We start from the raw sequence: 23269 nt of genomic DNA, 5'->3' as shown, positions 1-23269 counted from the left end.
ATGATGAAATGCGAATGGATATTGTGTCCTGTTTGTGGGAGCAAAACCCGTAATAAAATTAGGAAGGACACTGTTTTGGAGAATTATCCCCTTTATTGTCCAAAATGCAGACAAGAAAGATTGATTAAAGTTGACAACTTGAAGATAACTGTCATCAAAGAGCCAGACGCTTAAGACGCAGAGCCGATGAAATTGTGGAACAATTCACGAATCATCGGCTCTTTTTGTTTCGTATTTGAAAGAACAAACTCACCAAATAAAAAAAACGATATTCGGGTGGGTTATTTTGTTATACCCTAAATTACCCTCTGAATTTGTTTTTAAATTTGGAGGGATTTTTTTATGTCCTTTTTTCGGGCAGTTATCTATCTGCTCATACGAAGCAAAATTTATCAATACATAGCATATCAGAGAACGGCAGGAAACCAGTTAAAAAAATTTCTGCCAGTGCAACGGTACTTCTCACCTTGAAAGTAGAAGTACAATCTCCATACAATAGAATTACTATTTCCTATAACCGTAAAGGTCACAGAGCCTTTGCGGTTTTTCTTTTGTCGATTTTTGTTGGAAAGTGCCGTAGGGCTGTTTCTGATATGCGGTGTCGTTCTCCGCCTCTCCATCTGGATTTTTTACATTTCAAAAATTCAGATGGGAGGTATTTATGGTGAAATATGCACCAAGAAAGGTATATATCAGAGAAAGTGGCGGCTATGTGGAATTATCCTACACGGAGTTCTGCCGTTGCAGGGAATCCGACCAGACCTATATGGACAAGCTGTTTATCCCCATTCAAGGCTGTCTGCTTGAAGTCGTGAGGGAGCAATACACAGACTTCTACCGTGACAAGGAACGGTGGCGTTATCTGCAAAAATTAGATACAAAGAATAGACTGCTATCTCTCGACGGATTTACGGACAGCGAGGGGAATCCTCTGGACTTTATCACTGATGAAGCGGTGGACATTGCAGAAACCGTTGTCAATGCGGTCATGGTGGACAGGCTGAAAGCCGCCCTGCCTTTGCTGTCGGATAGTGAACAGGAGCTGATACAGGCAATCTTTTTTGACGGACTTTCCGAGCGTGAAGTCGGGGCGAGGTTGGGCATAACCCAGAGCGTTGTAAACAAACGCAAAGCCAGAATCCTAATAAAACTAAGAAAGATAATAGAAAATTAAAATTTAAGGCGTTCAGCCCCCTTGTTTTTTCCTTTGGGAAGATGAGGGGGCTTTTCTCTGCCCTCTCAATCAATTCTGATTGGAGGAAGTAAGAATGGCATACAACCACGGACGGGAGGACAGGAAATGGCGTATCTGGAAAGAAGCGGAGGAAAAGCTGCTGCGTGAGTGCGGCGTTGATGAAGCGACCATTGAGCAGATACGCATGGCGGACAGGGCAGACTTCAATTCCAACAGGCGGTTTTACCGATGGACGAATGACGTTGCGGAATATCTTGAGGACATGGCAGGCAGGGAGCGGCAGGCGGAAGTGGGTACGGTTGCGGAGTTACTGGAAGAGATTGAGAGCGAAAATCTCTATCAAGTATTAGTCACGGTGGACGGGCGTACCTTGAAAATCGTCCTGCTGAAAATGCAGGGGTATTCCACAAAGGAGATTGCCCCGCTTGTGCATTTGACGACTGGTGCCATCTATGCGAGGTTAGACCATCTGCGGAAGAAGCTGCGGAAAATTTTATAGCTTCTAAAACAGCCTGCCATCCTGCGGGCTACTGGGTGAGGGATGGAAATCCCCTCACTCATTTTTTGCAGGAGGACAACAGGATGGCATACAGGGTTAAGGCATACACGCTTCGGGAGGAATCCACGGAAAGCGGCACAAGGTATTTTATCAGCTTTAAGGACGGGCAGGGCAAATCCCACGAGTTGGAAGTGTCGGAACAGTTCTTTATGGAGTTTCGGCAGATGGAGCGCAGGAACAGGAATCTTTTCTAATGGGACGAGCGGCACAGGGAGTTTAACGAGGTATGGGACGAAACCCTTTACAGACGGGCGTTGCGTGTGCCTAAGAGCCTTGATGAACGCATGGTTGAGGAAGAACGGAATGAAACGCTCTATAAGGCGGTTGGGAGCCTTCCAGAGATACAAAGGCGGCGTTTCCTGCTCTACTACGAGTATGAGTTCAATTTTTACCAAATCGCCGCTATGGAGCATTGCACCGCTTCGGCAATACAGAAATCTGTTGCGATTGCAAAGGAGAAAGTAAAGGCGGAAATTGAAGAAATATCTCCAACCGTGACCGACACCGCCCGAAAAAGAAATCTGTTTTTTATTTGTGTGGGATTGGCGGCATTACATACTCTCACTTTTTTCCGTGGGAGTAAATCTATTTTTAAGGAGGTCAACGCCTATGTGCAACGAAAACAAAGACACCGCCCGAAAGGAGGAAAGCCATGCAGAAGTTACAGACAGTCAACGCCGAAACGCTCCTTTATGAACCGCTTGAGAAACCATCCTTTGTGGTGGACAGCCTTATCCCGACAGGCTTATCGCTGTTCTGCGGCTCACAGAAGATAGGCAAAAGCTGGCTCATGCTGAAGCTATGCTTATGCGTGTCGCAGGGAATCCCTTTATGGGATATGCCGACAATGGAGGGCGATGTGCTTTACCTCTGCCTTGAGGACACGTTCTGCCGCATACAGGACAGGTTATTTCGTTTGACGGACGAAGCAAGCGGGCGGCTCCACTTTGCCGTGGCAAGCTGCAAGCTGTCAGACGGTCTTATCGTGCAGCTTGAAGATTATCTGAAAGATTACCCAGACAGCAGGCTCATTGTCATTGATACCTTGCAGAAAGTCCGTACAGCTTCAAAAGACAATGCCTATGCAAGCGACTATGGGGACATCTCCCTCATCAAAGACTTTGCCGACAGGCACTCTCTGGCGGTCATTGTCGTACACCACATCCGAAAGCAGAATGACAGCGACGTGTTCAACAAGGTGTCTGGGACGACAGGATTAACGGGGAGTGCGGACGCTACCTTTGTTCTGGAAAAGGAGAAACGTGCGTCTGACACCGCCAAGCTGTATGTGACGGGCAGGGACACGCCTTATCAGGAATACACGCTGCGTTTCCGTGATTGCCGTTGGGAGCTTGTGGAGCGGAAAACGCAGGAGCAGCTTGCGAAAGAAACGATACCAGATGTCCTTTTTCGGTTGGTGGATTTTATGAGGGATAAGGAAGAATGGATAGGCACGGCAACGGAACTGTTAGCCGCTATGGGGGAAACGGAAACCATACCCACGGTGATTACGAAATGGCTGAATGAATACCGCACCACATTTTTAAGCGAGAACCGTATCTGCTACCAGTACAGCCGCAGGAAAGACGGCAGGCGGATTGCCCTTGCAAGGAGGGCGGGTGACAGCGGTGATGGTGGTGACAGCGATATTAGGATACCCCCCTGTTACTGTCATTGACGCTTAAAGCCATGTAAAGCTGGCGGCTCTGCCCTGCGGGTGACAGCAGTGACGGTGGTGACAGTGATTTTAGGATACCCTGCCGCTGTCATCCCTACGGGAGAACACCCCGTAAACGCAAAATGCAGGCGTGAGATTTACTCGCCCTTTTCGGTCGTGTAAAACCACCCCTGCGGTCAGAAAAATCATTCCGATTTTTCCGACTGCGTTTACAGGGTGTAACACACTACACTTTGCCCTGCAAAGTCGTGTGCCAGACGTTCCCTCTGGACTCCCTTAAGGCAGGGCTGTGCCCTGCTATCCTACGCCTTACGGCTTCGGATAAAAGAATGGCGGCATGACGGTGACGGCTCTTGCGAGGGGGGTATCCCAAAAACACCGTCATCATCGACATGACCGTCATGCAGGGGGTGAGGGTGACAGTTGCGGCAGTCGGCAGGGGGTATCCCAAAACTGCTGTCACCACCGTCACCGCTGTCACCCCAAAGGACGGTCACCCGCCGAAAGAAAGGAGGAATCCGCCTATGCCTTATGCAATCCTGCGTTTCCAGAAACGAAAAGCGGGCGGCGTTGCGGCTTGTGAACGCCACAACGAGCGGAAGAAAGAAGCCTACAAAAGCAACCCAGATATAGATATGGAACGCTCTAAAAACAATTACCATCTCATAGCACCACCAAAGTACACCTACAAGAAAGAGATTAACCGCATGGTAGCCGAAGCGGGGTGCAGGACAAGGAAAGACAGCGTGATGATGGTGGAAACGCTCATCACAGCTTCACCAGAATTTATGAACCAGTTACCGCCCGAAGAACAAAAAGCGTATTTCCAGACGGCTCTTGACTTCATTTCGGAGCGTGTTGGAAAGCAGAATATCCTCTCCGCTGTCGTCCATATGGACGAGAGAACGCCCCATATGCACCTCTGCTTTGTGCCGATTACGCCAGACAATAAGCTGTCAGCGAAAGCTATCTTAGGCAACCAGAAATCATTATCCGAGTGGCAGACCGCCTACCATGAGCGGATGTCCTCACGGTGGAATCAGCTTGAACGGGGGCAGTCCTCAATGGAAACCAAGCGGAAACACGTCCCCACATGGCTCTATAAATTAGGCGGCAGGCTTGATAAACAGTATGAAGAAATCGTGTCTGCCCTATCCGACATCAACGCCTTTAACGCAGGGAAGAAAAGGGATAAAGCGTTAGATTTACTCTCTGCATGGCTGCCAGACGTGGAGAAATTCTCTAAGGAAATCGGGAAACAGCAGGCGTATATCGACAGTTTGAAAGAGAGAATTGGGCAGGAATCAGACTATGCGGGGCGTATGCGTGATGAAAAGTACGAGCAGGAACTAAAGGTGCAGAAAGCGAATCAGAAGATATTTGAATTGCAGAGAACCAACGAGCAGATGGGGCGGCTGCTGTCAAAAATACCGCCCGAAGTGTTGGAAGAATTGCAGAAAAATCATAGAAGCAGAGCGAAAGAAAGGTAGATATGTGAATGAAGAAACAGGATTTTAAGGTGTTAAAGACCAAAGACTTGTACCCGTTCCCCGACAATCCGTTTCATGTGGCAGAAGATGAAACACTGTCAGAGTTAGCGGAAAGCATCAAGGAATTTGGCATTGTCACGCCGATAATCACACGCCCGAAAGAGGACGGGGACGGTTATGAAGTGATTGCAGGACAGCGGCGTGTCCGTGCTTCTGAACTTGCAGGGATAAATACCGTGCCTGCGTTTGTCCTGCCCTTAGACCGTGACCGAGCCATCATCACCCTTGTAGACAGCAATTTGCAGCGTGAGAATATCCTGCCATCGGAGCGGGCGTTTGCTTACAAGATGAAATCCGAAGCCATGAAGCGGCAGGGTTTCCGCACAGACTTAACCTCGTCACAAGTTGTGACGAAGTTGCGGACGGACGACAAGGTGGCACAGGGCTTCGGCGTGGGCAGGATGACCGTGCAGCGTTTTATCCGCCTGACGGAACTGATACCGCCGATTTTGCAGATGGTGGACGAGGGGAAAATCGCCCTCACGCCTGCGGTGGAACTGTCCTTCTTGAAGAAAGACGAGCAGGAAAACCTCTTTGCCACGATGGAGAGCGAAGAAGCAACGCCCTCACTCTCACAGGCACAGCGGATGAAACAGTTAAGCCAGAGCGGGCGGCTTGACATGGATACGATATTTGCGATTATGACGGAGGAAAAGGGCAACCAGAAAGAAACCTTGAAAATCAACACAAGCAAGCTGAAAAAATACTTTCCGAAGAACACAACGCCGAAGCAGATGGAGGAAACCATCATCAAACTTTTGGAGCGTGAGTTGCAGAGGAAACGCAACCGTGACAGCCGCTAATCTTCTTTTTTCGGGAAGTAAATACAGAGAGTTGAGGTATGGAGAATGAGAGAAATCCAGTATGAAATCGTAAAGGAAATCGCAGTATTGTCTACGGGCGACAGTGGCTACACAAAGGAAATCAATCTCATTTCATGGAATGGGAAAGAGCCGAAGTATGACATCCGCAGCTTTTCCCCGAACCGTGAAAAGTGCGGCAAGGGAATCACGCTGAACGCTGATGAAGCGGCGGCACTCCTTAAAGCATTACAGAAAGAATTAAACAGCGAGGATTAATGGTATCTGATTGGCAGGGCGGGGACATTTCCAAACTCTTCCCTGCCCTGTCTGGAAAGGAAGATTTAAGTATGGGCGAGGATAAGAAAGCAGATAAAAAGAGAAAGCGTATCGTGCCAAAAGCACCAGTGCAGATGATAATCAGCCGTGAATATGTCGGCACACAGACCGTTACAGAAGCGTTTGTCCCGATTATCTCCGAGGATATTCGGAAGAAGATTGCCGAGGGCGACACCTTCGACAATGAGGGGCTGTCCGCTTAGAATGTACGCAATGGGACATGAAAACAGATAGGACAGATACGGAGGTTTTACAGTATGGCAGGAATCAAAGAAGAAAAGAAAATCTATTTAGTCGGCATTTATTGCCGCTTATCTAAAGACGATGGTACGGATAACGAGAGTGCGAGCATTGCGACACAGAAATCCATCCTCACGGATTATGTGAAAAAGCAGGGATGGCACATAGCAAAAACGTATGTGGACGATGGTTATTCTGGTACAAATTTCCAAAGACCAAGTTTCCAGAATATGATAAAAGACATTGAAAGCGGTCTGATAAACTGCGTGATTACGAAAGATTTATCCCGTCTGGGGAGAAACTATCTTGATTGTGGGTTATATCTGGAAGTTTTCTTCCCAGAGCATAACGTGAGGTATATAGCGGTCAATGACGGCGTAGATACCTTGAATAAATCTGCTATGGACATCACGCCTTTCCGCAACATTTTAAACGAAATGTATGCCGCTGACATATCTGTTAAGATAAAATCGGCATATCGGGCGAGGTTTCAACAGGGGAAATTCATGGGAACTACCGCCCCTTATGGCTATATCAAAGACCCTGCCGACCACAACCATCTGCTGATAGATGATAAAGTGGCACATGTTGTAAAAGAGATATTCGACCTTGCATTAAAAGGGAATGGAGTTGCCAAAATTTGCAGACATCTTAATAAACAGCATATCCTACGCCCTGCCGCTTATGCGGCGGAGCGTGGCGAAACAGGCTTTGAACGTCATTTTGAGGGGAACGAGGACAAACGCTATATTTGGAGTGGGAACAGCGTGAGGAGCATTTTAAGAAGCCCGATATATGCGGGAAATCTTGTAGGCTACAAACGGATTGCCGCCAATATGAAAAGCAAGAAACGCCCCTCTAAGCTGCCCGAAGAATGGGAAGTGATACCCAATACCCATGAGGGAATAGTCACGCAGGAGGAATTTGATATTGTCCAACAGCTTATTACAAGTCGTAGGCTTCCACAGAACAAGGGAGGATTTGTAAATATTTTTGCAGGCGTTATCAAGTGTGTGGACTGCGGATGTGCTCTGCGGGCAATGAACGTACACAGGAGGAAACGCCCAGAGATTATCGACTGTGTACAGTATTCATGTAATAATTATGCAAGAAACGGAAGAAGCGAGTGTAGTGCCCACAATATAGAAGCAAGGGATTTATTCAATGCCGTTCTTGCCGACATCAACTGTTTTGCGGATATGGCAGTGAATGATGAAAAGGCGGTCAGGGCCATAGAAAAGCGGCTCACGGAAACAGACCAGAGCAGGGCGAAAGCATTAGAGAAAGAACGTAAGAAGCTGAACAAACGCCTTGCGGAACTGGACAGGCTGTTTTCCTCTCTCTACGAGGATAAGGTCATGGAGCGTATTACCGAGCGGAATTTTGAGATGATGTCGGGGAAATACCAGAAAGAGCAGCTTGAAATTGAAGCAAGGCTGAAAGAGGTGACGGAAACTCTTAATGAAAGCTACGAGAAATCACGGGGAATCCGTGACTTCCTCGCCCTTATCCGAAATTATCAAGGCTTAAAAGAACTGGATGCAACAGTTATAAACGCACTCATAGACAAGATACTTGTTTCGGAGCGTGAGAAGATGGCAGACGGAACAGTGAAGCAGGAAATCAAGATTTACTATAAATTCATCGGCTTTGTCGATGAATTACATATCATACCTACAAAACGGTGGGCAGCAATGCCCGCTAAAAATTGTACGGTGTGCGGCGTTGAATATGTCCCGGGCTCTGGTGCATCAAGGTATTGTCCTGCTTGTGCCAAGAAGATACGGAGGGAGAAATCAAACGAGAGCAAACGCAGGAGCAGAGAACAGAAAAGGATAGCATGTATGAACTGTCCGCAAAAAATGACCGACTGACTTGGAGCAACGTTCCGGTCGAATTATCCGTCAGGGTAACTCAAACCCCGATGTAGATATTTACCGCTATGTAACAGAGCAGACCTTTGACGCATACCTCTATCAGCTTGTAGAGGGAAAGCAAAAGTTCGCCAGTCAGATTATGACGAGCAAATCCCCGGTGCGTTCTGCCGAGGATATTGATGAAACCGCCCTGTCCTATGCAGAGATTAAAATGCTTGCCACCGGCAATCCGTATATTAAGGAGAAGATGGATTTGGACATTCAAGTTCAAAAGCTGAAGCTCTTAAAATCTAACTTTCTCTCTGAAAGATACGCTTTGGAAGATAAGATAATCAAATATTATCCGCAGAGAATTACAGCTTTGGAAAACCGCATTGAAGGCTTGAAGCAAGATGTAGAAACTGCGAAACAGCACCCGAAACCAACGGACGACCGCTTTGTCGGTATGGAGGTTAAGGGTGTTTTTTATTCCGAAAAAGCCGACGCCGGTAAAGCAATCATCGAAGCCTGCAAGCAGATGAACAGCCCCGACCCTATTCTTCTTGGCAAGTACCGAGGGTTTGAAACGGAGCTGCTTTTTAATACCGCAGAGCGAAATTATGAGGTTCGACTGAAAGGTGCGACAAGCAGAAATGTTCCTCTCGGCGATGACGCACACGGCAATATTATCCGTCTTGATAACGGAATTGAGAGATTTGCCGAGAGCTTATCGCTTGCGGAAAATGACCTTGAGAACACCAAAAATCAGTTGGAAACCGCAAAGAAAGAAGTCCAAAAACCATTTATCCAAGAGGAAGAACTCAAAACAAAGCTTGCCCGACTGGACGAGCTGAATATCTTGCTCAATATGGATAAGCGAGAAAACGAAATTGTCGGCGGCGAACCCGATGAGGGCGAAGTGCCGAACACACGAAAGGAGAAAACCTATGAACGATAAAATGACACCCGATAAGGAAAGAGAAAACTGCCCTTGCAGAAAATCAATCATCAACCCTTTTGACGCAATGATGATGGTTGTGGTCAGGAGACTTGATAAAGCATATCTCGAATTGAAAAGAAGCAAACCACCCGCAAAGGAAGCAGAATTTGCCCTTAGAAGTGCAAAGCTTTCTTTCTACGGTGAGTTGGTTCGACAGAGCATTGAAACGGTGTTTTCGCCGGAAGAAATCATTGCTTTGTATGAAAACGACGACCTTGCGGAAGGTGCTTGGACTGTTTGGAATGACATCGGCTGCCCTGTTGATAAGATACTCATTATCATTGCAAAGCTCAGTATCAACGAACCGATTCAGAAAGCAGTTGCCGATTTGCTGATGTAGAACGGCGGTGATAATTATGCCGTATATTGCACCGGAGGTCATAACCGAAGCCAAACGAATGGACTTATTAACCTATCTCAGAGAGTATGAACCGGGCGAGCTTGTTAAATTTTCAAGCAACACCTACACCACAAGAACCCACGACAGCTTGAAGATTTCCAACGGCAAATGGATGTGGTGGTCGAGAGGTATCGGGGGCAAATCTGCCCTCGATTACCTTATCAAAGTCCGTGAAATGGATTTTGTGGAGGCGGTTCAGACCATTATGGGAAACGGTTCAGTCAGCTTTCCGACTTGTGAAAACATCAAAAGCTATGAGAACCAGCCTTTGCTTCTGCCCGAAAAAAGCCCTACTGCCGATGTGGTATTTGATTACCTTTTCGGGCGTGGGATTGATTATGAAATCATCAACCACTGTTTGGAACAGGAGCTAATCATTGAGTCGCTCCCATATCACAATGCTGTTTTTATCGGCTATGACGAGAACAAAGAACCTAAATACGCCGCTTACAGAGCAACAAATCAATCAAGGATTATGGGCGACTGCACCGGCAGTAAAAAGCAATATTCTTTCCGCCTGACTGCCGAGAACACCGGAGAGGTTCATCTCTTTGAGTGTGCCATTGACCTGCTTTCCTATGCAACTTTGATGAAGCTGGAGGGCAAAGACTGGCGACAGCTTAACCTTGTTTCTCTTGCGGGAGTGTATTCCCCAAAGCAGAAAATCGAGGACTCGAAAGTGCCTGTTACACTTGGCAGGCTGCTTGAAAAGGATAAAACAATCAGGCGAATTGTTCTTCATTTGGACAATGATATTGCCGGAAGAAAAGCGACCAAAGCGTTGCAGACGATTCTTTCAGATAAGTATGAAGTCGTTGACGACCCTCCCCAATACGGGAAAGATGTCAACGACTTTCTTTGTAAACGCTTGGGAATAAAAGATAAAACCGAAAGGAGTTTTGCACGATGAAACTAAAAGAAATCAGAGAAATGTACCCGGAGGGAACGCAGATTGTACTCACTGAAATGGCTGGCGAAAGTCAAATGCCCTATGGGTTAAAAGGAACGGTCAAGTTCGTTGACGACGCCGGACAGATTCATATGAGTTGGGAAAACGGAAGCTCCCTCGCCTTGAATATTAACGAGGATACCTTTGAAAAGGTAGAAGCACCTGAGAAGATTTCCGTCATTCTTGTTGAGCCGGGCAGGTATCCGAAGCTCATTGAAATCGAGGATACGCTTGAAGCAATGCAGTCTCTTGTGGAGGGAGATATTGAAGAATATATGCCCTTTGAGGACGAAGTTGCCATCATCTGCAACGAGGAAGGAAAGATGAACGGCTTGCCGTTGAACAGGGCAGTTTATTCCGAGCCTGAGAATGTTGAGATGAGTTATCCGCAGTTGAAAGCTCATTTCCGGCAGGCAGAAAAAGAAAGAAACCACACGACCGGATATATTGTTTTTACGGATGACAGCTTTGACAAGCCTTACACAGAGGAACAAAGAACCTATGTTGTCAGCAGTAACAATAAGGCTTTCATTGAGGGTATGGGCGGATATTCTATCTATGCTTCTTCCCTTGACGGCTCGGATAAATGTGTGCGACTGGAAGCATATATGGCTGATGAACACGGCGGCAAGGATGGTTGGAAGATTGAAAAATGTTATGTGAAAGACGACAGCAACCGTGAAATGCTCGACATTATTGCCGGCAAGTTCTTCATTGCATACGCACCGATTGAGTCGGAAAAGTTCCTCAGTATGCCGAAAGAACTGGCTCGTAAGTACGAGGAAAAGTTCAAATACCCGGAGAGATTTTATAAGTCCTTGGACGGTATTGAAGCAAAGCCGTATAAGCCTGTCTCAAAGGATATGGAGAGATAAGAGTCAATCTATGGGGCAACCCTGAGTGTCTGCATAATCTTAGCGAGCAGACCATTTATGGACAGGAATGTCCAAAACGGTACACTCGTTAGGGGTTGCCCCTAATACCCCAAGCAAGAAAGGAGCATAAGAAATGCGGGAGATAGTATTGGTTGCCGCCGGGTTAATCATTGGCGGCTTTTTTGGAGTAACAACAATGTGCCTGTTTCAGATAAATCGGGACAGGCACTATATTTACAGAAAGGACAGCGATAAAAATGAGCAAGAGAAACATTGAAAAGCACATTCTGATGAACAAGGCAGAAGCTCAGGATTTGCAGAAAAAAGCAAAACGGGCGTGTCTTTCCGAAGGCGGTCTTATCCGTTTGCTTCTCAAAGGCTATGAGCCGAGAGAAAAGCCCGACGAAAGATTTTACGATGTTATGCGTGAGCTTTCCGCAATCGGCAACAACATCAATCAGCTTGCGGCGAAAGCAAACACCCTCGGATTTGTGGACGCACCGCAGCTCAAAAAGGAAGCCGAGCGTTGGCACAAGTTTCAGGCTGATGTGGAGCGTACTTTTTTAAGACCCGATAAGAGCGATATGAAATGGCAGTAAGTAAATTGTGGTCTGTCACATCAAGGCTCGGTCAGGTAATCGACTATGCCGCCAATCCCGAAAAGACTGCGGCAGATATTTACACCGAGGAACAGTATCAGGCTCTCCGTGATGTTCTCAGCTACGCAAAGGACGAAGAAAAAACCGAGCGTGAATTTTTCGTTGAGGGTATCAACTGCAACCCTGCGACCGCAAGAGACCAGTTTGTATCTGTGAAAAAAGCATACGGCAAAGACGACGGCATACAAGCCTATCACGGATACCTGAGCTTTAAGGAACAGGACATTTCCCCGGAGCTGGCACAGAAAATCGGAATGGAATTTGCAAACGAGGTGTGGGGCAAAAGATTTCAGGTGGTGGTTACTACTCATCTGAACACGAAGCACCTGCACTGCCACTATGTAATCAACTCCGTTTCCTTTGTGGACGGCAAGCGGTTATGGGGCGATGAAAAAGCGTGGTTCAAGTTCCGTTTGGTTGCCGACCGTCTCTGTGAAAAGTACGGACTGTATTACAATCCAAACCCAAACCGCAGTAAGCAATCCTCTTATTACTATAAGCAGGAGCAAGCAGGTATGCCGAGCCGATATTCAATGACCCGTGACGCCATTGATGAAGCGATTGCACACAGCACCAACTTAAAGACCTTTGATTATATTCTCACGCAGATGGGTTATGAACATTGTCTCAGCGACAGCCGAAAGTATTGGACGATTGTTCCGAAAGGATACAAGAAGCCGATACGACTTAAATCCCTCGGAGAGAATTATACCGAGGAAGCAATCAAGCGTAGGCTGACGGAAAATCAAAAGGTTCTCATCGTTCCTTTTGCAAAGGAAACGGTAAGAGTCACACAGTACCGATTGCCCACAAGAGAACACAAAGTCAAAAAGGTCGGCGGACTTTATGGGCTGTATCTGCATTACTGCTATAAGCTCGGCTATCTGCCGAAGTACAAAAAACAGAATACCGCAAGACTTCACTATCTTTTGAAAGAAGATTTGCTGAAGCTCGACAAAATCACTCAGGAGACAAGGCTGCTTGGACGGGAGAACATTTCTACCGACGAGCAGCTTTTCTCATATAAAGAGTCCGTGTTGTCGCAAATCAAAGCCTTGACTGACGATAGAACGCACCTGCGAAAACAGCTAAGAAGAAATTTGAGTGACGATGAGCTATCAAATGTCAAAGAGCAGGTTGCGGCAATCACGAGCAAGCTGTGGACTCTCCGCAAAGAGGTCGGTCTTTGTGATGACATAGCCGAAAGGTCAAAGGTCATTGAAGCCAACCTTGAAAAGGTTAGAGTTTACGAAGAAAAACAAGAAAGAAAGGAGCAGAACCGTAATGACAAACGGAGGTGATGCGGCAGAACAGGTCGTCAGGCTATCGCTTGAGGGCTTTGAAGTAGCCGCAAAATTAAGCGGAGCGGCAGCAAAGAATATTGCCGTTCTATTAGTCTCTGTTCTCAAACAGGAACAGAAAACAAAAGGCAAGGCTCGACTTACCAATATGATTAAGTCGGGCAAGGAGCTGAAGGTGTTTTCTATCCCCAACAAGGACTTGAAGAAGTTTACCGAGCAGGCAAAACGCTACGGCGTTCTATACTGCGTACTCAGGGATAAAAACACAAAGGGCGATAATGTACCGATTGATATTATTGCCCGTGCAGAGGACGCTTCCAAAATTCAGAGAATCGTTGAGAGATTTGAACTCGGTAAAGTTGATAAGGCTGCGATTGTCACCGAGTCTCAGAAGGCTGTCGAAAAGCGTGAAGCTTTGGAAAAAGACAAGCCGACGAAAACCAAAAACGAAATCATCACTGAGGAAGCCGTCAGAAAACCTATTCAGAAAGAGGGGTATTCCCAGTCAAACCCCACAGTCGCCAAAACGGACAAAAACCCTCCGTCAAGGCACGACTCCGAGCCGGTAGATATGCAAACTGATAAGGGTACTGTAAGCGACAGACAGAGAAAGCCGTCGGTAAAAGCAAAGCTCGACCGATATAAGGCACAGTCCAAGCAGCAGAAAGAAGCAGAACGCAAAGAGCCGGAGGTATCCAAGCCGGAGGTCAAGAACGCCCCGGCACAGACCGTACACCAGCAGCCGAAACCCAAAAACAAAAATGTGAAAGAGAGGTAATCACAATGACAAACAATTTTACCCCTGCTAAGGCAGGACAGCAGAGCAAACGACTTTCCAAAGAGGAATATGCCGAGAAGATGAAAGCGGAAAAAGAAGCCGTATATCAGATGGCGGACGACACCGCAAAGGCGATCGTTTCCGACCCGGAAAAGTTCAAAGCCTTCCTTGATACGCAGAGCCGTCTTGACCGATACTCTGCGGTCAACGCACTTCTGATTTTTAAGCAGCTTCCCGAAGCAAGCCAGCTCAAAAACTTTGATGACTGGAGCAAGGATAATGTGAAAATTCAGAAAGGTGCGAAAAGCATTTCCATTCTTGAACCTGTCGAGTATGCAAAGAGAGACGGTACAACCGGCATTTCCTACAATGTGAAAAAGGTCTTTGATGTTTCGCAGACCAACGGCAAGAGACCGCCTGCACCGACTGTCAACCGTGACCCGAAAGCACTCATTACCGTTATGCTGGATTCTTCCCCTGTTGAAGTGGAAGCAACAAATGAACTTCCGTATCCCAATATGGCGGCGTTTTACAACAACGAGGAACAGACCTTGTATGTAAAGCGTGATGTGGGAGACAGCGTAGCGGTCGCTCAGTGCGTAGCACAGGAGCTTGGCCACGCACAGCTCTCCATCAACAGCGACAGTTACAGTAGAGCGGATATGGGCTTTCAGGCGGTATGTATCGGCTATATGCTTTGCAAGAAGTACGGCGTCGATACACAGAATTTTGCTATCAACCGTATTCCTGAGAAGCTCGCCGGCAAAGAGCCGAAGGACATTCGCTATGAGCTTTCCAAAACAAGAAATGCAATGGCGGATATTCACTCCCGTGTTTCCGATGAGCTTTATAAAAAGAAGCAGGAACGAAGCAAAGACTACGAAAGATAAGGTGAGACTATGGCGAAGGAAGAAATGTATCATATCGCATTGGACGATTATGAACACGGCATTATTATCCGTTCTCTCAACGACGAGAAAACAGATTTGATGAACGAGGGTAAATCTACCGATGCGGTGGACGACCTTATCATCAAGGTCGGAACTGCCCCAAAGAAAAAGTTCAGAGTTGTCGAAAAGGAACGCTCCTGTGAATCGAGATAACGAAAGGCAGTCTGCTATTATTCTTTCCGTCATCGGTATTATCCCGGTCGTATGGCTGGCACTTCTGATTGCACCTTCTGTAAAAGGAGGATTGCCGGAAATACTGCCAAGCCTATTAACAGCGTTCAACAACCCATTTCATATTGAGCTATGCGAGGACAGCCTAAAAACTGTCCTCGTTTTGCTTCTCTGCTATGCAATGGGTATCGGGATTTACTTCTCGACACAGAAGAATTACCGAAGGCGTGAAGAACACGGCTCTGCAAAATGGGGCAACGCAAGAACCGTAAATAAGAAATACAGACAGTCTCCGGCTTCTGCAAATAAGCTGATGACACAAAATGTCTGTATCGGACTCAATGCGAAGAAGCACCGAAGAAACTTAAACACCCTTGTGTGCGGCGGTTCGGGAGCCGGTAAGACAAGGTTTTACTGTAAGCCGAATCTTATGCAGTGCAACACATCGTTTGTCATTCTTGACCCAAACGGAAAAGAAGTTTTAGGATATATATTGCAAGCAGTCCATTGAATATGGCTACGAATAAAAGACGGAAAGGAGGTCAGAAAGTGCCTAAAATCAGGGATTTTGATAGAGTTACAGCCCTCTATGAGAGGCTGTCCAAGGATGATGAGCAGCAGGGCGAATCGAACTCAATACTGAATCAAAAGAGATTTCTCGAAGATTTTGCCCGCAAAAGCGGTATGACGAACATCAAGCATTTTACCGATGACGGCTATACAGGGCGTAACTTTAACCGTCCCGGATTTCAGGCAATGCTTGCAGAAGCCGAAGCCGGAAAAATCGGCACGATTATCGTCAAGGATATGAGCCGTTTCGGCAGAAACTATCTTGAAGTTGGCTTTTATACCGAGATTCTGTTCCCCAAGAAGCAGATACGCTTTATCGCAATCAATAACAGCGTGGACAGCGACAAACCACAGGATAACGACTTTACCCCGTTCCTCAACATAATGAACGAGTGGTATGCCAAGGACACCAGCAACAAGATAAAGTCCATCTTCCTGTCCCGTATGAGCGATGGAAAACGCTGCTCCGGCAGCATTCCCTACGGCTACAATCGACTGCCCGAAGATAAGCAGACCTTAGTGGTCGATCCTGTTGCTTCTCAGGTGGTAAAACACATCTTTGAGCTTGCGGCAGAGGGCTTGACACCTCCGGCAATCGCAAGACAGCTAACGGAGGAAAAGGTGCTTATCCCATCGGCGTACACCCTCCAATATCACCCTGAGCAATGCAACCGAAAAGCAGAGTACGGCTGCACAAACTGGAACGCAAACACGGTAAGAGAGATTTTAAGCCGACAGGAATATCTCGGTCATACTGTGCTGAGAAAGACCATCGGAACGAACTTTAAGACCGATGAACGCCGTTTTGCCACCGATGAGGAACGCCTTTTGTTTGAGGACACCCACGAGCCTATCGTTGACGGCGAACTTTGGGAGCAGGCGCACAGAAGATTGAAACACGCCACACGCCGTATAAAGGAAGGGACGCACCAAGAGGAATGCTTACTGCCCGGTCTTGTGTATTGCGCTGATTGCGGCAGTAAGATGTCCTATCAGACGAACTACTACAAAAGCGGAGAACCCTATCACTCGTTCCGATGCAGCAGCTACGGAAACAGAACCGTGAACTGCACCATCCATCATATCAGCGACAAAGTCCTCTATCAGCTGGTACTGCGCTCTATCCAACGCCTTTCAAGCCACATTATCGCAGATGAGCGTGGCTTTGCGGAAGAACTGAAAAGCAAATGGGAAGCACAGGCGAACGGCAAACCGCAAAAGCAGAAGGATGAACTTCAGACGATCAATCGCAGACTGAACGAGCTTGACCGCCTGATTGGAAGCCTTTATGAGAATTTCATTTCAGGTCTGCTGCCCGAAAAGCAGTACAAGTCCCTGATGAAGAAATACTCTGCTGAGCAGGACAGCCTTGAGAGCCAAGTATCGGAAATTCAGGAGAAGCTGGAGCAAACCAAAGCGTCCTCTGCCCATATCGGACGGTTTATCAGGCTCATCAAGAAGTATAAGCAGCCCACAGAGCTGACGAAAGAGATGGCGTGTGAACTGATTGATAAAATCGTTGTTCACGAAGCCGTGGGCAAGAAGCCGAACCGACAGCAGCAGGTGGATATTTACTATAACTTCATCGGGCAGTTTGACCTCCCACTTTCCGAAAAGGAAATTGCCGAAGCAAGACAAAAAGCCGAGCAAGAAGCGGCGGAAAAAGCCAAGCGCAAGAAGAACCGGCAGCGTGAGAGCAATGTTGCCCATCAAGCCAAAGCAAAGGCGGAACGCTGGGCAGCGAATGACGGTCATAAGTATCCGAAGCGTGTGTGCGAACAATGCGGCAAAGAGTTTTATCCAAGCAGCACAAGGCAGAGGTTTTGCAATACTGACTGCACAAAAGCCCATCAGCAGGCAGAAAAAGAGAAGAAACGCTTTGCCGAAAAGGGAGAGCACACCTTCCGTCAAAAGGTCTGCAAGATATGCGGCAAGCCCTTTTGGCCGTCCAACGGTCAGGAGGTGCTGTGCTCCGAGGAATGCAAAACCATCAACCGCAGGCAGAAACAACTTGCCTATTATCATCGTAAGCAATCCGAGCAGAAAGCCGGAGAAGCAATATAATTCAAGGAGGACAACATAATGGAAAAATTCATCACAGACGAAAGAACAGGCTTGTGTTATGAGCTTGTCGGGGATTACTACCTGATCGCCGGAGAGGACGAGCCGGAGGGCAGACCCATCGGCATTTGGGGACAGCGACACCTGCGGTATATCCGCAAACACAAGGCCGGTCTGTATGCCGAGCTGCTTACCACTGGCAAGCTGAACGATTACCTTGCAGACATCAACGAGCAGGCGGAAGCATTGTTTTCTCGGCTGGTAAAGCAGCTTTCCGAAAAGGAGGGCGTAACGGAAGTGCTTAAAGCGGAAAACCAAATGCTGTGGGTACAGAGGATGAACAGCATCCGCAACACCGCTATGGAGGTTGTTTCAAACGATTTGATTTACTGTTAGGAGGACGGCTATGAAGGTCAAGCTGGACGATTATGAGGTGCGGGTGCTGATAAACGGCTTAATACAGCAGCACAGGAGCTATGACGCAGAAACCAACGGTCAAATTGACTCACTCGCCCTTCGCCTGTGTGACATTGCTGAAGCAATGAAGCCGGGGCGAAAGAAGAAAATCCCCTTTGAGCCGGTAGAAATCAGAGTAATTTGTCAGTGCCTTATGGAGTGGCGAAATCGAGAGATACAGGCGAAAAGACACGGCGCAGTGGATGCTATAAATGAACTGCTGATACGGTTTACCCGCTAAAGAGAAAAGTCGCTGTCACAGACGGCGACTTTTCCTTTTCGGGTAGTATTCAAGAAGTCATAAAGTTCCGTGAGTAATGGAAGAAGCCAACGCTTTGAGAAAATAGAGAAGAGTAATATTCTGAAAACCACTTGAGATTTTGGGGAAAATCTGCTAAAATACTTTTGTATATCTATGGGGTAGGGGAATTCATATCCTTTTGCCTTAGAAATTATGGAAGGAGGACTTGACTATGGCAAACGGAAATGCGACAATTATTGTCGGCTCGCCTCGGCTCGGCAGGAGCATAGCACCGTTTTTTCAGCGTGTCAAGTCTTATTTCATACATTTTATAACGAACCGATTGCCGGAGACAGGGTGCATTATGCCTTGGCTTCGGCTTTTTGCGTTTGCCGAAAGGACGGTGGTTTGATATTGAAGTCCTAACCACGACCGGCAAATCTATCTTTTCCGGTTAAACCTTCTATCTTCTCCGGCATGTCCGCTGCTGGAGGAAGTAAATAGCGGACAATTAAAAAATGGAGGAACTGTTATGAAGAAAAAACTATTTGCAATCCTACTCAGCATTGTAATGGTAGCTGGATTGCTACCGACCGTAGCCTTTGCTGCGGAAAACTACGATCTGTATGTAAACGGCGAACAGTTCACAAGCGAAAAGCTCTCTATCGCTTGTGGAGAAGGAACCGCAAGCTATGACCCGAATACAAAGACCCTTACGCTTAACAATGCCGCAATTACAAACGGCGGCAAAAGTGATGAAAGTCCTAAGTACGGTATCAGAGTAGTCGGAGACACCGATTTAACGATCAAACTTTCCGGCACAAACAGCATTACTTTAGATAACGGCGGCGGAATTTTTGCAGACGGTAGCAGTGATAATTACAATATTATCGGTGACGGTAAGCTTACAATCAATGTAAAATGGGATGCACTCTATACGCTTAATGGCAACATCAGCATATCCGAAGGTGCAAAGCTTGATATAACTTCTGCCCAGGGCTGCGGAATTACTTCTTATAATAAAGGAATACTTTCCATTGACGGCGCAAAGGTTGCGGTTTCTTCCTATTACACTGCTGCAAGCGCCAAGGAACTGGAAATCAAAAACAACAGTGAGGTTGTTTTGATCGCAAGCGAGGATCGCTTTAACGCAGCGTATATGGGCGATGAAAACGGCGCGGGCAAAATTGAGATTATCAACTCCAAGGTGGAAGCAACAAGCTATTATCCCGCTTTGTTTACCGAGGGCAATCTGACGGTTAACGGCGGCGAGGTAAAATGCACCTCTACTGCGGACGGCGCAATATGGACAAAAGGCAATATTCTGATCAAAGGCGGCGCCAAAGTAACCACTGACAGTAAATTCCCGATGGGCGGTAACGGTACTTTTACCGTAGAAGAAGCAGAGATTGATGCAAAGAATACGAATGAGAATAATATCCCTGCAATTTTCGATGAAAGTGTGCCTGTGATTGCCGATGGCTATCACCTGAACTATGCAAAAGCCGTAGACTCGGAAGGAACAGAAATTGACCTGCTTTCCAGCGGAACCCAATATTTTGCACTTTATAAGAATGTCCATTTTATCACAAAGGCTGTCTATCCGGTTTCTTTCGTTGTAACGCCGGACGGTCTGACCAATGTTGTTGTTAAAGTGAATGGTCAGGAGGTTACCGGCTCTGTCAGTTTGGAAGCAGGAACTTACCCTGTTGAGGTAACAGCCGATAACTGCAAAGCATACACCGACAATATAACGATCACCGCCGATGCGGCAACGCATACGCAGACCATTGCAATGACTTATCTACCTGCCGACTACACTAAGGTCGACGCAGCCATTGACAAGGCAAATGCCCTGAACAAGGACGAGTACAAGGACTTCACTGCCGTGGAAGCTGCCGTCAATGCTGTTGTCCGTGACAAGAATATCACTGAGCAGAGCGAAGTTGATGCAATGGCAAAGGCAATTGAAGATGCCATTGCCGCCCTGCAATACAAAGATGCCGACTACATCAAAATTGAGGTTCCTTTCAAGCTCACTGTGAAGAAGACCGGGGAAATGGATCCTGGTAAGGAGACCTTCAAGTTTGCCATCGAGAGATTCGGTGCCACCACCGAATATGTGCTGGTTCAGGATACCGTTGAGACCGAAGGCGAAAAGACCTACGAGGGTAAATTTATCTTCACGATCAAAGAAAATCAGGCAGGCAATCTCTCAGAGGGCTTCGTTATCCGTCAGGTCAAGGGAAATGCAGAAGGCTGGACTTACGACGAGACAAAGTTCTATGCAATACCGATGTTTGCCGATACCTACACAAATGTTGCGGGCTGGTCTTTCCTCAAGTATGATGAGAACGCTGAACTTGACTACAACAACCCGATTGAAGAAATCGGCTTCACTAACAGCTATAGTGCCAAGAAACCTGTTGTTCCTTCGGAGCCGACTGAGCCTACCAAACCTGACGATACCATCAAATCCCCGCAGACGGGAGACACAAGCAATATGGTTCTGTGGATTGCCCTGCTGCTTGTCAGCGGTAGCGCAGCCATTGGTACAACGGTTGTAAGCAGGAAGAAAAAGTACAACAGATAATTGAATAGCGTTCCCTTGCTCCATCTTCCGAGCAAGACAAAAGCGTCGTAGCAATACGGCGCTTTTTTGTTACCCGGAAGCGACAAACAGCGGCTTTTGAATGGCGGACGGTAAGGATACCGCCGCTAAAACAAAGCCGCTCATATCGAAAGAAAACGCCCAAAATCGCCCCGAAACCATACAGCGGGAAACGGTTTTGGGCGTTTCTGCGTTTCGGGAGCAAATCGGCAATTCGGCAGCGAAAAGGAGGTGCCCGCTATGCCCCGTATGCCGAAATACCTCAAGGAAGAATGGGCGTTCTTTCTTGATGAGCGTGGCAGGAAGAAATATAACGAGCTTTGCAGGAAATGCGAAAGGAGCTGCAAGCAGAGCTTCCGTGCCACCGTTATCCAATGCCCGCACTATCTATCGAAAAGGAGAACAAGACAATGACAGACTATCCGAACAACATTCCCGCAAAGCTGGAAATCATCAAGGCAAGCGAGATTACACCCAAGGAGGTGCGCTGGCTGTGGTATCCCTATATCCCCTTCGGCAAGGTCACACTGCTGCAAGGCGACCCCGGCGACGGCAAGAGTAAGCTGATGCTTTCTCTTGCCGCTTTGCTTTCCAAGGGAGCGCCGCTACCCTTTGCCGATGAGGACGAGAGCGGCGAGCCGATGACCGTTATCTATCAGACCACCGAGGACGATGCAGACGATACCGTTGTGCCGAGATTTAATTCGGCGGGCGGTGATGGGGACAGGCTCATCTTCATCAAGGAGGACGAAAAGAGCCTGACCTTCGGAGATGACCGTATCCGTGAAGCCGTGGAGAAGTACAACGCCAAGCTGCTGATTCTCGACCCGATGAGTTCGTATATCGGTGACACCTGCTCGATGAACAACGCCAACGAAACAAGAGCTGAGTTCAACCACCTGATTGCCGTTGCCAAGGACACCGGCTGCGCCATCGTTATCATCGCCCATATGAACAAGGCAAAGGACACAAGTCCCCTCTATCGCACCAATGGCTCTATCGACATTGCCGGTGCAGCGAGAAGCATTCTTGCCGTCACACGCACAGCAAACAAACAGAACCCCGCCGAGCGTTATCTGGTGCAGGTCAAGAGCAATCTTGCACCGATGGGCTCGGCTATTCTCTTTGAGGTAGCCGACAAGGGCGTGAACTTTCTTGATGAGCTGGAGCTGAGTGCGGAGGACGCTTTCTCTGCTTCTGCGCCGAGGATGGGCAGACCGAATGCCCGTGAGGAAGCGGCAACGGATTTTATCCGTTCCCTGCTGGCGGGCGGTAGGCGGCTGGCTTCCGATTGCGAAGCAAAGCTTGAAGCCGCAGGCTTCAAGAAATCAACCTACAAGAAGTCCAAAAAGAAAGCCGGAGTTTGCTCCGTGAAGGACGGCTTTCTTTGGTACTGGACTTTGCCGGAGGTTGAAAAACCGATTGAGAATGGGCAGGAAGTCACGGACGAGGACGACCTGCCTGTTTGATTGAGGTTTTGAGGGAGGTCAAGGGAGGAAAGCCCTTGCCCACGACATCTTTGCAGCGAAGCTGAAAGTGTCATAGTGGGTTACGCACTTTGAAAAAGTTGCGTAACCCGCACCCCCTCCCTTTCCGCTGACTGGAGGTGATGAGAATGGCGGAAGGAAACTGGAGCGTTATCCGAGTGGAGAAAATCTCCGCAGAGGGAGCGCAGAAAACCGAGCGACACAACGAGCGCAAGAATAAAAGCTACGCAAATCTCAATGTGGACACCGAGCAAATTGCCCGCAATGTTCACTTCAAGGACACGGGCGGTTTTACCTACAACGAGTATTTCCAGCGGCTCATTGACGAGGGCAAAATCTCCACAAGAGGACAGAAAGCCGGTGCAACCATTTTTAATGAGTTGGTCATTGATGTGAACACAAGGTACTTTGAGGAACACGGCGGCTACGAATACGCCAAGCAGTTCTACGAGGAATCCTACCGCTTCGGCTGTGAGATTTACGGCGAGGAGAACATCGTGTCGGCGGTTATGCACGCCGATGAAATCAACAAGGCGGTGTCCG

General features: G+C 47.6%; 26 protein-coding genes and 3 pseudogenes. All 29 read left to right on the top strand.

The window, feature by feature from the left end; all coding sequences use genetic code 11:
• Entirely contained in the window at positions 1 to 174 is a 174-nt protein-coding gene (locus tag BN6465_RS20180) for a cysteine-rich KTR domain-containing protein (RefSeq protein ID WP_002779755.1), read from the top strand.
• Between the two features lie 490 nt (positions 175 to 664).
• Complete coding sequence (locus tag BN6465_RS08070; RefSeq protein WP_105116765.1) at positions 665 to 1174, top strand: sigma-70 family RNA polymerase sigma factor; 510 nt, start codon at positions 665 to 667, stop codon at positions 1172 to 1174.
• 94 nt (positions 1175 to 1268) lie between these two features.
• A complete protein-coding gene (locus BN6465_RS08065; protein WP_000323895.1) occupies positions 1269 to 1694 on the top strand; it encodes an RNA polymerase sigma factor in 426 nt (141 codons plus the stop codon).
• A gap of 83 nt (positions 1695 to 1777) precedes the next feature.
• Positions 1778 to 2252 (top strand): annotated as a pseudogene (locus BN6465_RS20735) (RNA polymerase sigma factor).
• Positions 2253 to 2406: 154 nt separating this feature from the next.
• Positions 2407 to 3439: pseudogene (locus BN6465_RS08055) on the top strand (AAA family ATPase).
• Positions 3440 to 3956: 517 nt separating this feature from the next.
• Entirely contained in the window at positions 3957 to 4922 is a 966-nt protein-coding gene (gene mobV / locus BN6465_RS08050; protein WP_001820668.1) for a MobV family relaxase, read from the top strand.
• An 8-nt stretch (positions 4923 to 4930) separates the two neighbouring features.
• Positions 4931 to 5785 carry a ParB/RepB/Spo0J family partition protein gene (locus BN6465_RS08045; RefSeq protein WP_000743700.1) on the top strand — a complete coding sequence of 285 codons (855 nt, stop codon included), beginning with the start codon at positions 4931 to 4933 and terminating at the stop codon, positions 5783 to 5785.
• 45 nt (positions 5786 to 5830) lie between these two features.
• Positions 5831 to 6061: a YdbC family protein gene (locus BN6465_RS08040; RefSeq protein ID WP_001206986.1), complete on the top strand. Its 231-nt coding sequence runs from the start codon at positions 5831 to 5833 to the stop codon at positions 6059 to 6061.
• Between the two features lie 71 nt (positions 6062 to 6132).
• Positions 6133 to 6324: a hypothetical protein gene (locus BN6465_RS08035; protein ID WP_001820669.1), complete on the top strand. Its 192-nt coding sequence runs from the start codon at positions 6133 to 6135 to the stop codon at positions 6322 to 6324.
• A gap of 54 nt (positions 6325 to 6378) precedes the next feature.
• Positions 6379 to 8235, top strand: a complete 1857-nt coding sequence (locus BN6465_RS08030; protein ID WP_001820670.1) for a recombinase family protein — start codon at positions 6379 to 6381, stop codon at positions 8233 to 8235.
• Between the two features lies 1 nt (position 8236).
• On the top strand, positions 8237 to 9175 hold the full coding sequence (locus BN6465_RS08025) for a hypothetical protein (protein WP_066733299.1): 939 nt from the start codon (positions 8237 to 8239) through the stop codon (positions 9173 to 9175).
• A complete protein-coding gene (locus tag BN6465_RS08020; RefSeq protein WP_066733297.1) occupies positions 9165 to 9557 on the top strand; it encodes a hypothetical protein in 393 nt (130 codons plus the stop codon). Before BN6465_RS08025 ends, BN6465_RS08020 begins: the two co-directional genes overlap by 11 nt.
• Positions 9558 to 9573: 16 nt before the next feature.
• Complete coding sequence (locus BN6465_RS08015) at positions 9574 to 10527, top strand: DUF3991 and TOPRIM domain-containing protein (RefSeq protein WP_066733295.1); 954 nt, start codon at positions 9574 to 9576, stop codon at positions 10525 to 10527.
• The gene (locus BN6465_RS08010; RefSeq protein WP_066733290.1) at positions 10524 to 11441 is read left to right on the top strand and encodes a DUF3846 domain-containing protein; all 918 of its coding nucleotides are present in this window, start codon (positions 10524 to 10526) and stop codon (positions 11439 to 11441) included. Before BN6465_RS08015 ends, BN6465_RS08010 begins: the two co-directional genes overlap by 4 nt.
• A 133-nt stretch (positions 11442 to 11574) precedes the next feature.
• Positions 11575 to 11718 carry a DUF3789 domain-containing protein gene (locus tag BN6465_RS20160; RefSeq protein ID WP_074017777.1) on the top strand — a complete coding sequence of 48 codons (144 nt, stop codon included), beginning with the start codon at positions 11575 to 11577 and terminating at the stop codon, positions 11716 to 11718.
• Positions 11699 to 12040, top strand: coding sequence for a plasmid mobilization protein (locus BN6465_RS08005; RefSeq protein WP_015573066.1), 342 nt, complete (start codon positions 11699 to 11701; stop codon positions 12038 to 12040). The genes BN6465_RS20160 and BN6465_RS08005 overlap by 20 nt, the downstream gene beginning before the upstream one ends.
• Entirely contained in the window at positions 12031 to 13401 is a 1371-nt protein-coding gene (locus BN6465_RS08000) for a relaxase/mobilization nuclease domain-containing protein (RefSeq protein ID WP_066733288.1), read from the top strand. The genes BN6465_RS08005 and BN6465_RS08000 overlap by 10 nt, the downstream gene beginning before the upstream one ends.
• Positions 13385 to 14179 (top strand): PcfB family protein, encoded by a 795-nt coding sequence (locus BN6465_RS07995; RefSeq protein ID WP_066733286.1) that lies wholly within the window; start codon positions 13385 to 13387, stop codon positions 14177 to 14179. The genes BN6465_RS08000 and BN6465_RS07995 overlap by 17 nt, the downstream gene beginning before the upstream one ends.
• A gap of 5 nt (positions 14180 to 14184) precedes the next feature.
• Entirely contained in the window at positions 14185 to 15069 is an 885-nt protein-coding gene (locus BN6465_RS07990) for a hypothetical protein (protein ID WP_003525218.1), read from the top strand.
• Positions 15070 to 15078: 9 nt separating this feature from the next.
• A complete protein-coding gene (locus tag BN6465_RS07985; RefSeq protein WP_066733283.1) occupies positions 15079 to 15282 on the top strand; it encodes a hypothetical protein in 204 nt (67 codons plus the stop codon).
• A pseudogene (locus tag BN6465_RS07980) lies at positions 15269 to 15775 on the top strand (type IV secretory system conjugative DNA transfer family protein); the annotation flags it as partial. The gene BN6465_RS07985 and the pseudogene BN6465_RS07980, both read left to right, overlap by 14 nt.
• Positions 15776 to 15849: 74 nt before the next feature.
• The gene (locus BN6465_RS07975) at positions 15850 to 17934 is read left to right on the top strand and encodes a DUF4368 domain-containing protein (RefSeq protein WP_242868064.1); all 2085 of its coding nucleotides are present in this window, start codon (positions 15850 to 15852) and stop codon (positions 17932 to 17934) included.
• 18 nt (positions 17935 to 17952) lie between these two features.
• Complete coding sequence (locus tag BN6465_RS07970) at positions 17953 to 18327, top strand: TnpV protein (protein WP_066733279.1); 375 nt, start codon at positions 17953 to 17955, stop codon at positions 18325 to 18327.
• A 10-nt stretch (positions 18328 to 18337) separates the two neighbouring features.
• A complete protein-coding gene (locus BN6465_RS07965; RefSeq protein ID WP_066733276.1) occupies positions 18338 to 18628 on the top strand; it encodes a hypothetical protein in 291 nt (96 codons plus the stop codon).
• A gap of 232 nt (positions 18629 to 18860) precedes the next feature.
• Complete coding sequence (locus BN6465_RS07960; RefSeq protein WP_066733274.1) at positions 18861 to 19040, top strand: hypothetical protein; 180 nt, start codon at positions 18861 to 18863, stop codon at positions 19038 to 19040.
• Between the two features lie 120 nt (positions 19041 to 19160).
• Positions 19161 to 21221, top strand: coding sequence for a sortase B protein-sorting domain-containing protein (locus BN6465_RS21195; protein WP_066733273.1), 2061 nt, complete (start codon positions 19161 to 19163; stop codon positions 21219 to 21221).
• 258 nt (positions 21222 to 21479) lie between these two features.
• The gene (locus tag BN6465_RS20960) at positions 21480 to 21653 is read left to right on the top strand and encodes a hypothetical protein (protein WP_199882806.1); all 174 of its coding nucleotides are present in this window, start codon (positions 21480 to 21482) and stop codon (positions 21651 to 21653) included.
• Entirely contained in the window at positions 21650 to 22708 is a 1059-nt protein-coding gene (locus BN6465_RS07950) for an AAA family ATPase (protein ID WP_066733272.1), read from the top strand. Before BN6465_RS20960 ends, BN6465_RS07950 begins: the two co-directional genes overlap by 4 nt.
• A 146-nt stretch (positions 22709 to 22854) precedes the next feature.
• Positions 22855 to 23269, top strand: a 415-nt coding sequence (locus tag BN6465_RS07945; RefSeq protein ID WP_199882805.1) for a plasmid recombination protein, incomplete at its 3' end; no start/stop codon positions are given.

The sequence above is a fragment of the Bariatricus massiliensis genome, from assembly GCF_900086725.1.
Classification (GTDB): Bacteria; Bacillota; Clostridia; order Lachnospirales; family Lachnospiraceae; genus Allocoprococcus; species Allocoprococcus massiliensis.
The sequence above is the reverse complement of the archived record's forward strand: the minus strand, read 5'-3'. Positions and strand labels throughout refer to the sequence as shown.

What these genes read in the sequence shown, in the direction of transcription:
- BN6465_RS07985 (WP_066733283.1), top strand. Translation starts at nt 15,079, where the DNA reads ATGGCGAAGGAAGAAATGTATCATATCGCATTGGACGATTATGAACAC.
- BN6465_RS08065 (WP_000323895.1), top strand. Translation starts at nt 1,269, where the DNA reads ATGGCATACAACCACGGACGGGAGGACAGGAAATGGCGTATCTGGAAA.
- BN6465_RS08020 (WP_066733297.1), top strand. Translation starts at nt 9,165, where the DNA reads ATGAACGATAAAATGACACCCGATAAGGAAAGAGAAAACTGCCCTTGC.
- BN6465_RS20180 (WP_002779755.1), top strand. Translation starts at nt 1, where the DNA reads ATGATGAAATGCGAATGGATATTGTGTCCTGTTTGTGGGAGCAAAACC.
- BN6465_RS21195 (WP_066733273.1), top strand. Translation starts at nt 19,161, where the DNA reads ATGAAGAAAAAACTATTTGCAATCCTACTCAGCATTGTAATGGTAGCT.
- BN6465_RS07965 (WP_066733276.1), top strand. Translation starts at nt 18,338, where the DNA reads ATGAAGGTCAAGCTGGACGATTATGAGGTGCGGGTGCTGATAAACGGC.
- BN6465_RS07990 (WP_003525218.1), top strand. Translation starts at nt 14,185, where the DNA reads ATGACAAACAATTTTACCCCTGCTAAGGCAGGACAGCAGAGCAAACGA.
- BN6465_RS08015 (WP_066733295.1), top strand. Translation starts at nt 9,574, where the DNA reads ATGCCGTATATTGCACCGGAGGTCATAACCGAAGCCAAACGAATGGAC.
- BN6465_RS08045 (WP_000743700.1), top strand. Translation starts at nt 4,931, where the DNA reads ATGAAGAAACAGGATTTTAAGGTGTTAAAGACCAAAGACTTGTACCCG.
- BN6465_RS20160 (WP_074017777.1), top strand. Translation starts at nt 11,575, where the DNA reads ATGCGGGAGATAGTATTGGTTGCCGCCGGGTTAATCATTGGCGGCTTT.
- BN6465_RS08035 (WP_001820669.1), top strand. Translation starts at nt 6,133, where the DNA reads ATGGGCGAGGATAAGAAAGCAGATAAAAAGAGAAAGCGTATCGTGCCA.
- BN6465_RS07970 (WP_066733279.1), top strand. Translation starts at nt 17,953, where the DNA reads ATGGAAAAATTCATCACAGACGAAAGAACAGGCTTGTGTTATGAGCTT.
- BN6465_RS08030 (WP_001820670.1), top strand. Translation starts at nt 6,379, where the DNA reads ATGGCAGGAATCAAAGAAGAAAAGAAAATCTATTTAGTCGGCATTTAT.
- BN6465_RS07995 (WP_066733286.1), top strand. Translation starts at nt 13,385, where the DNA reads ATGACAAACGGAGGTGATGCGGCAGAACAGGTCGTCAGGCTATCGCTT.
- BN6465_RS08040 (WP_001206986.1), top strand. Translation starts at nt 5,831, where the DNA reads ATGAGAGAAATCCAGTATGAAATCGTAAAGGAAATCGCAGTATTGTCT.
- BN6465_RS08005 (WP_015573066.1), top strand. Translation starts at nt 11,699, where the DNA reads ATGAGCAAGAGAAACATTGAAAAGCACATTCTGATGAACAAGGCAGAA.
- mobV (WP_001820668.1), top strand. Translation starts at nt 3,957, where the DNA reads ATGCCTTATGCAATCCTGCGTTTCCAGAAACGAAAAGCGGGCGGCGTT.
- BN6465_RS08010 (WP_066733290.1), top strand. Translation starts at nt 10,524, where the DNA reads ATGAAACTAAAAGAAATCAGAGAAATGTACCCGGAGGGAACGCAGATT.
- BN6465_RS07960 (WP_066733274.1), top strand. Translation starts at nt 18,861, where the DNA reads ATGGCAAACGGAAATGCGACAATTATTGTCGGCTCGCCTCGGCTCGGC.
- BN6465_RS08000 (WP_066733288.1), top strand. Translation starts at nt 12,031, where the DNA reads ATGGCAGTAAGTAAATTGTGGTCTGTCACATCAAGGCTCGGTCAGGTA.
- BN6465_RS07950 (WP_066733272.1), top strand. Translation starts at nt 21,650, where the DNA reads ATGACAGACTATCCGAACAACATTCCCGCAAAGCTGGAAATCATCAAG.
- BN6465_RS20960 (WP_199882806.1), top strand. Translation starts at nt 21,480, where the DNA reads ATGCCCCGTATGCCGAAATACCTCAAGGAAGAATGGGCGTTCTTTCTT.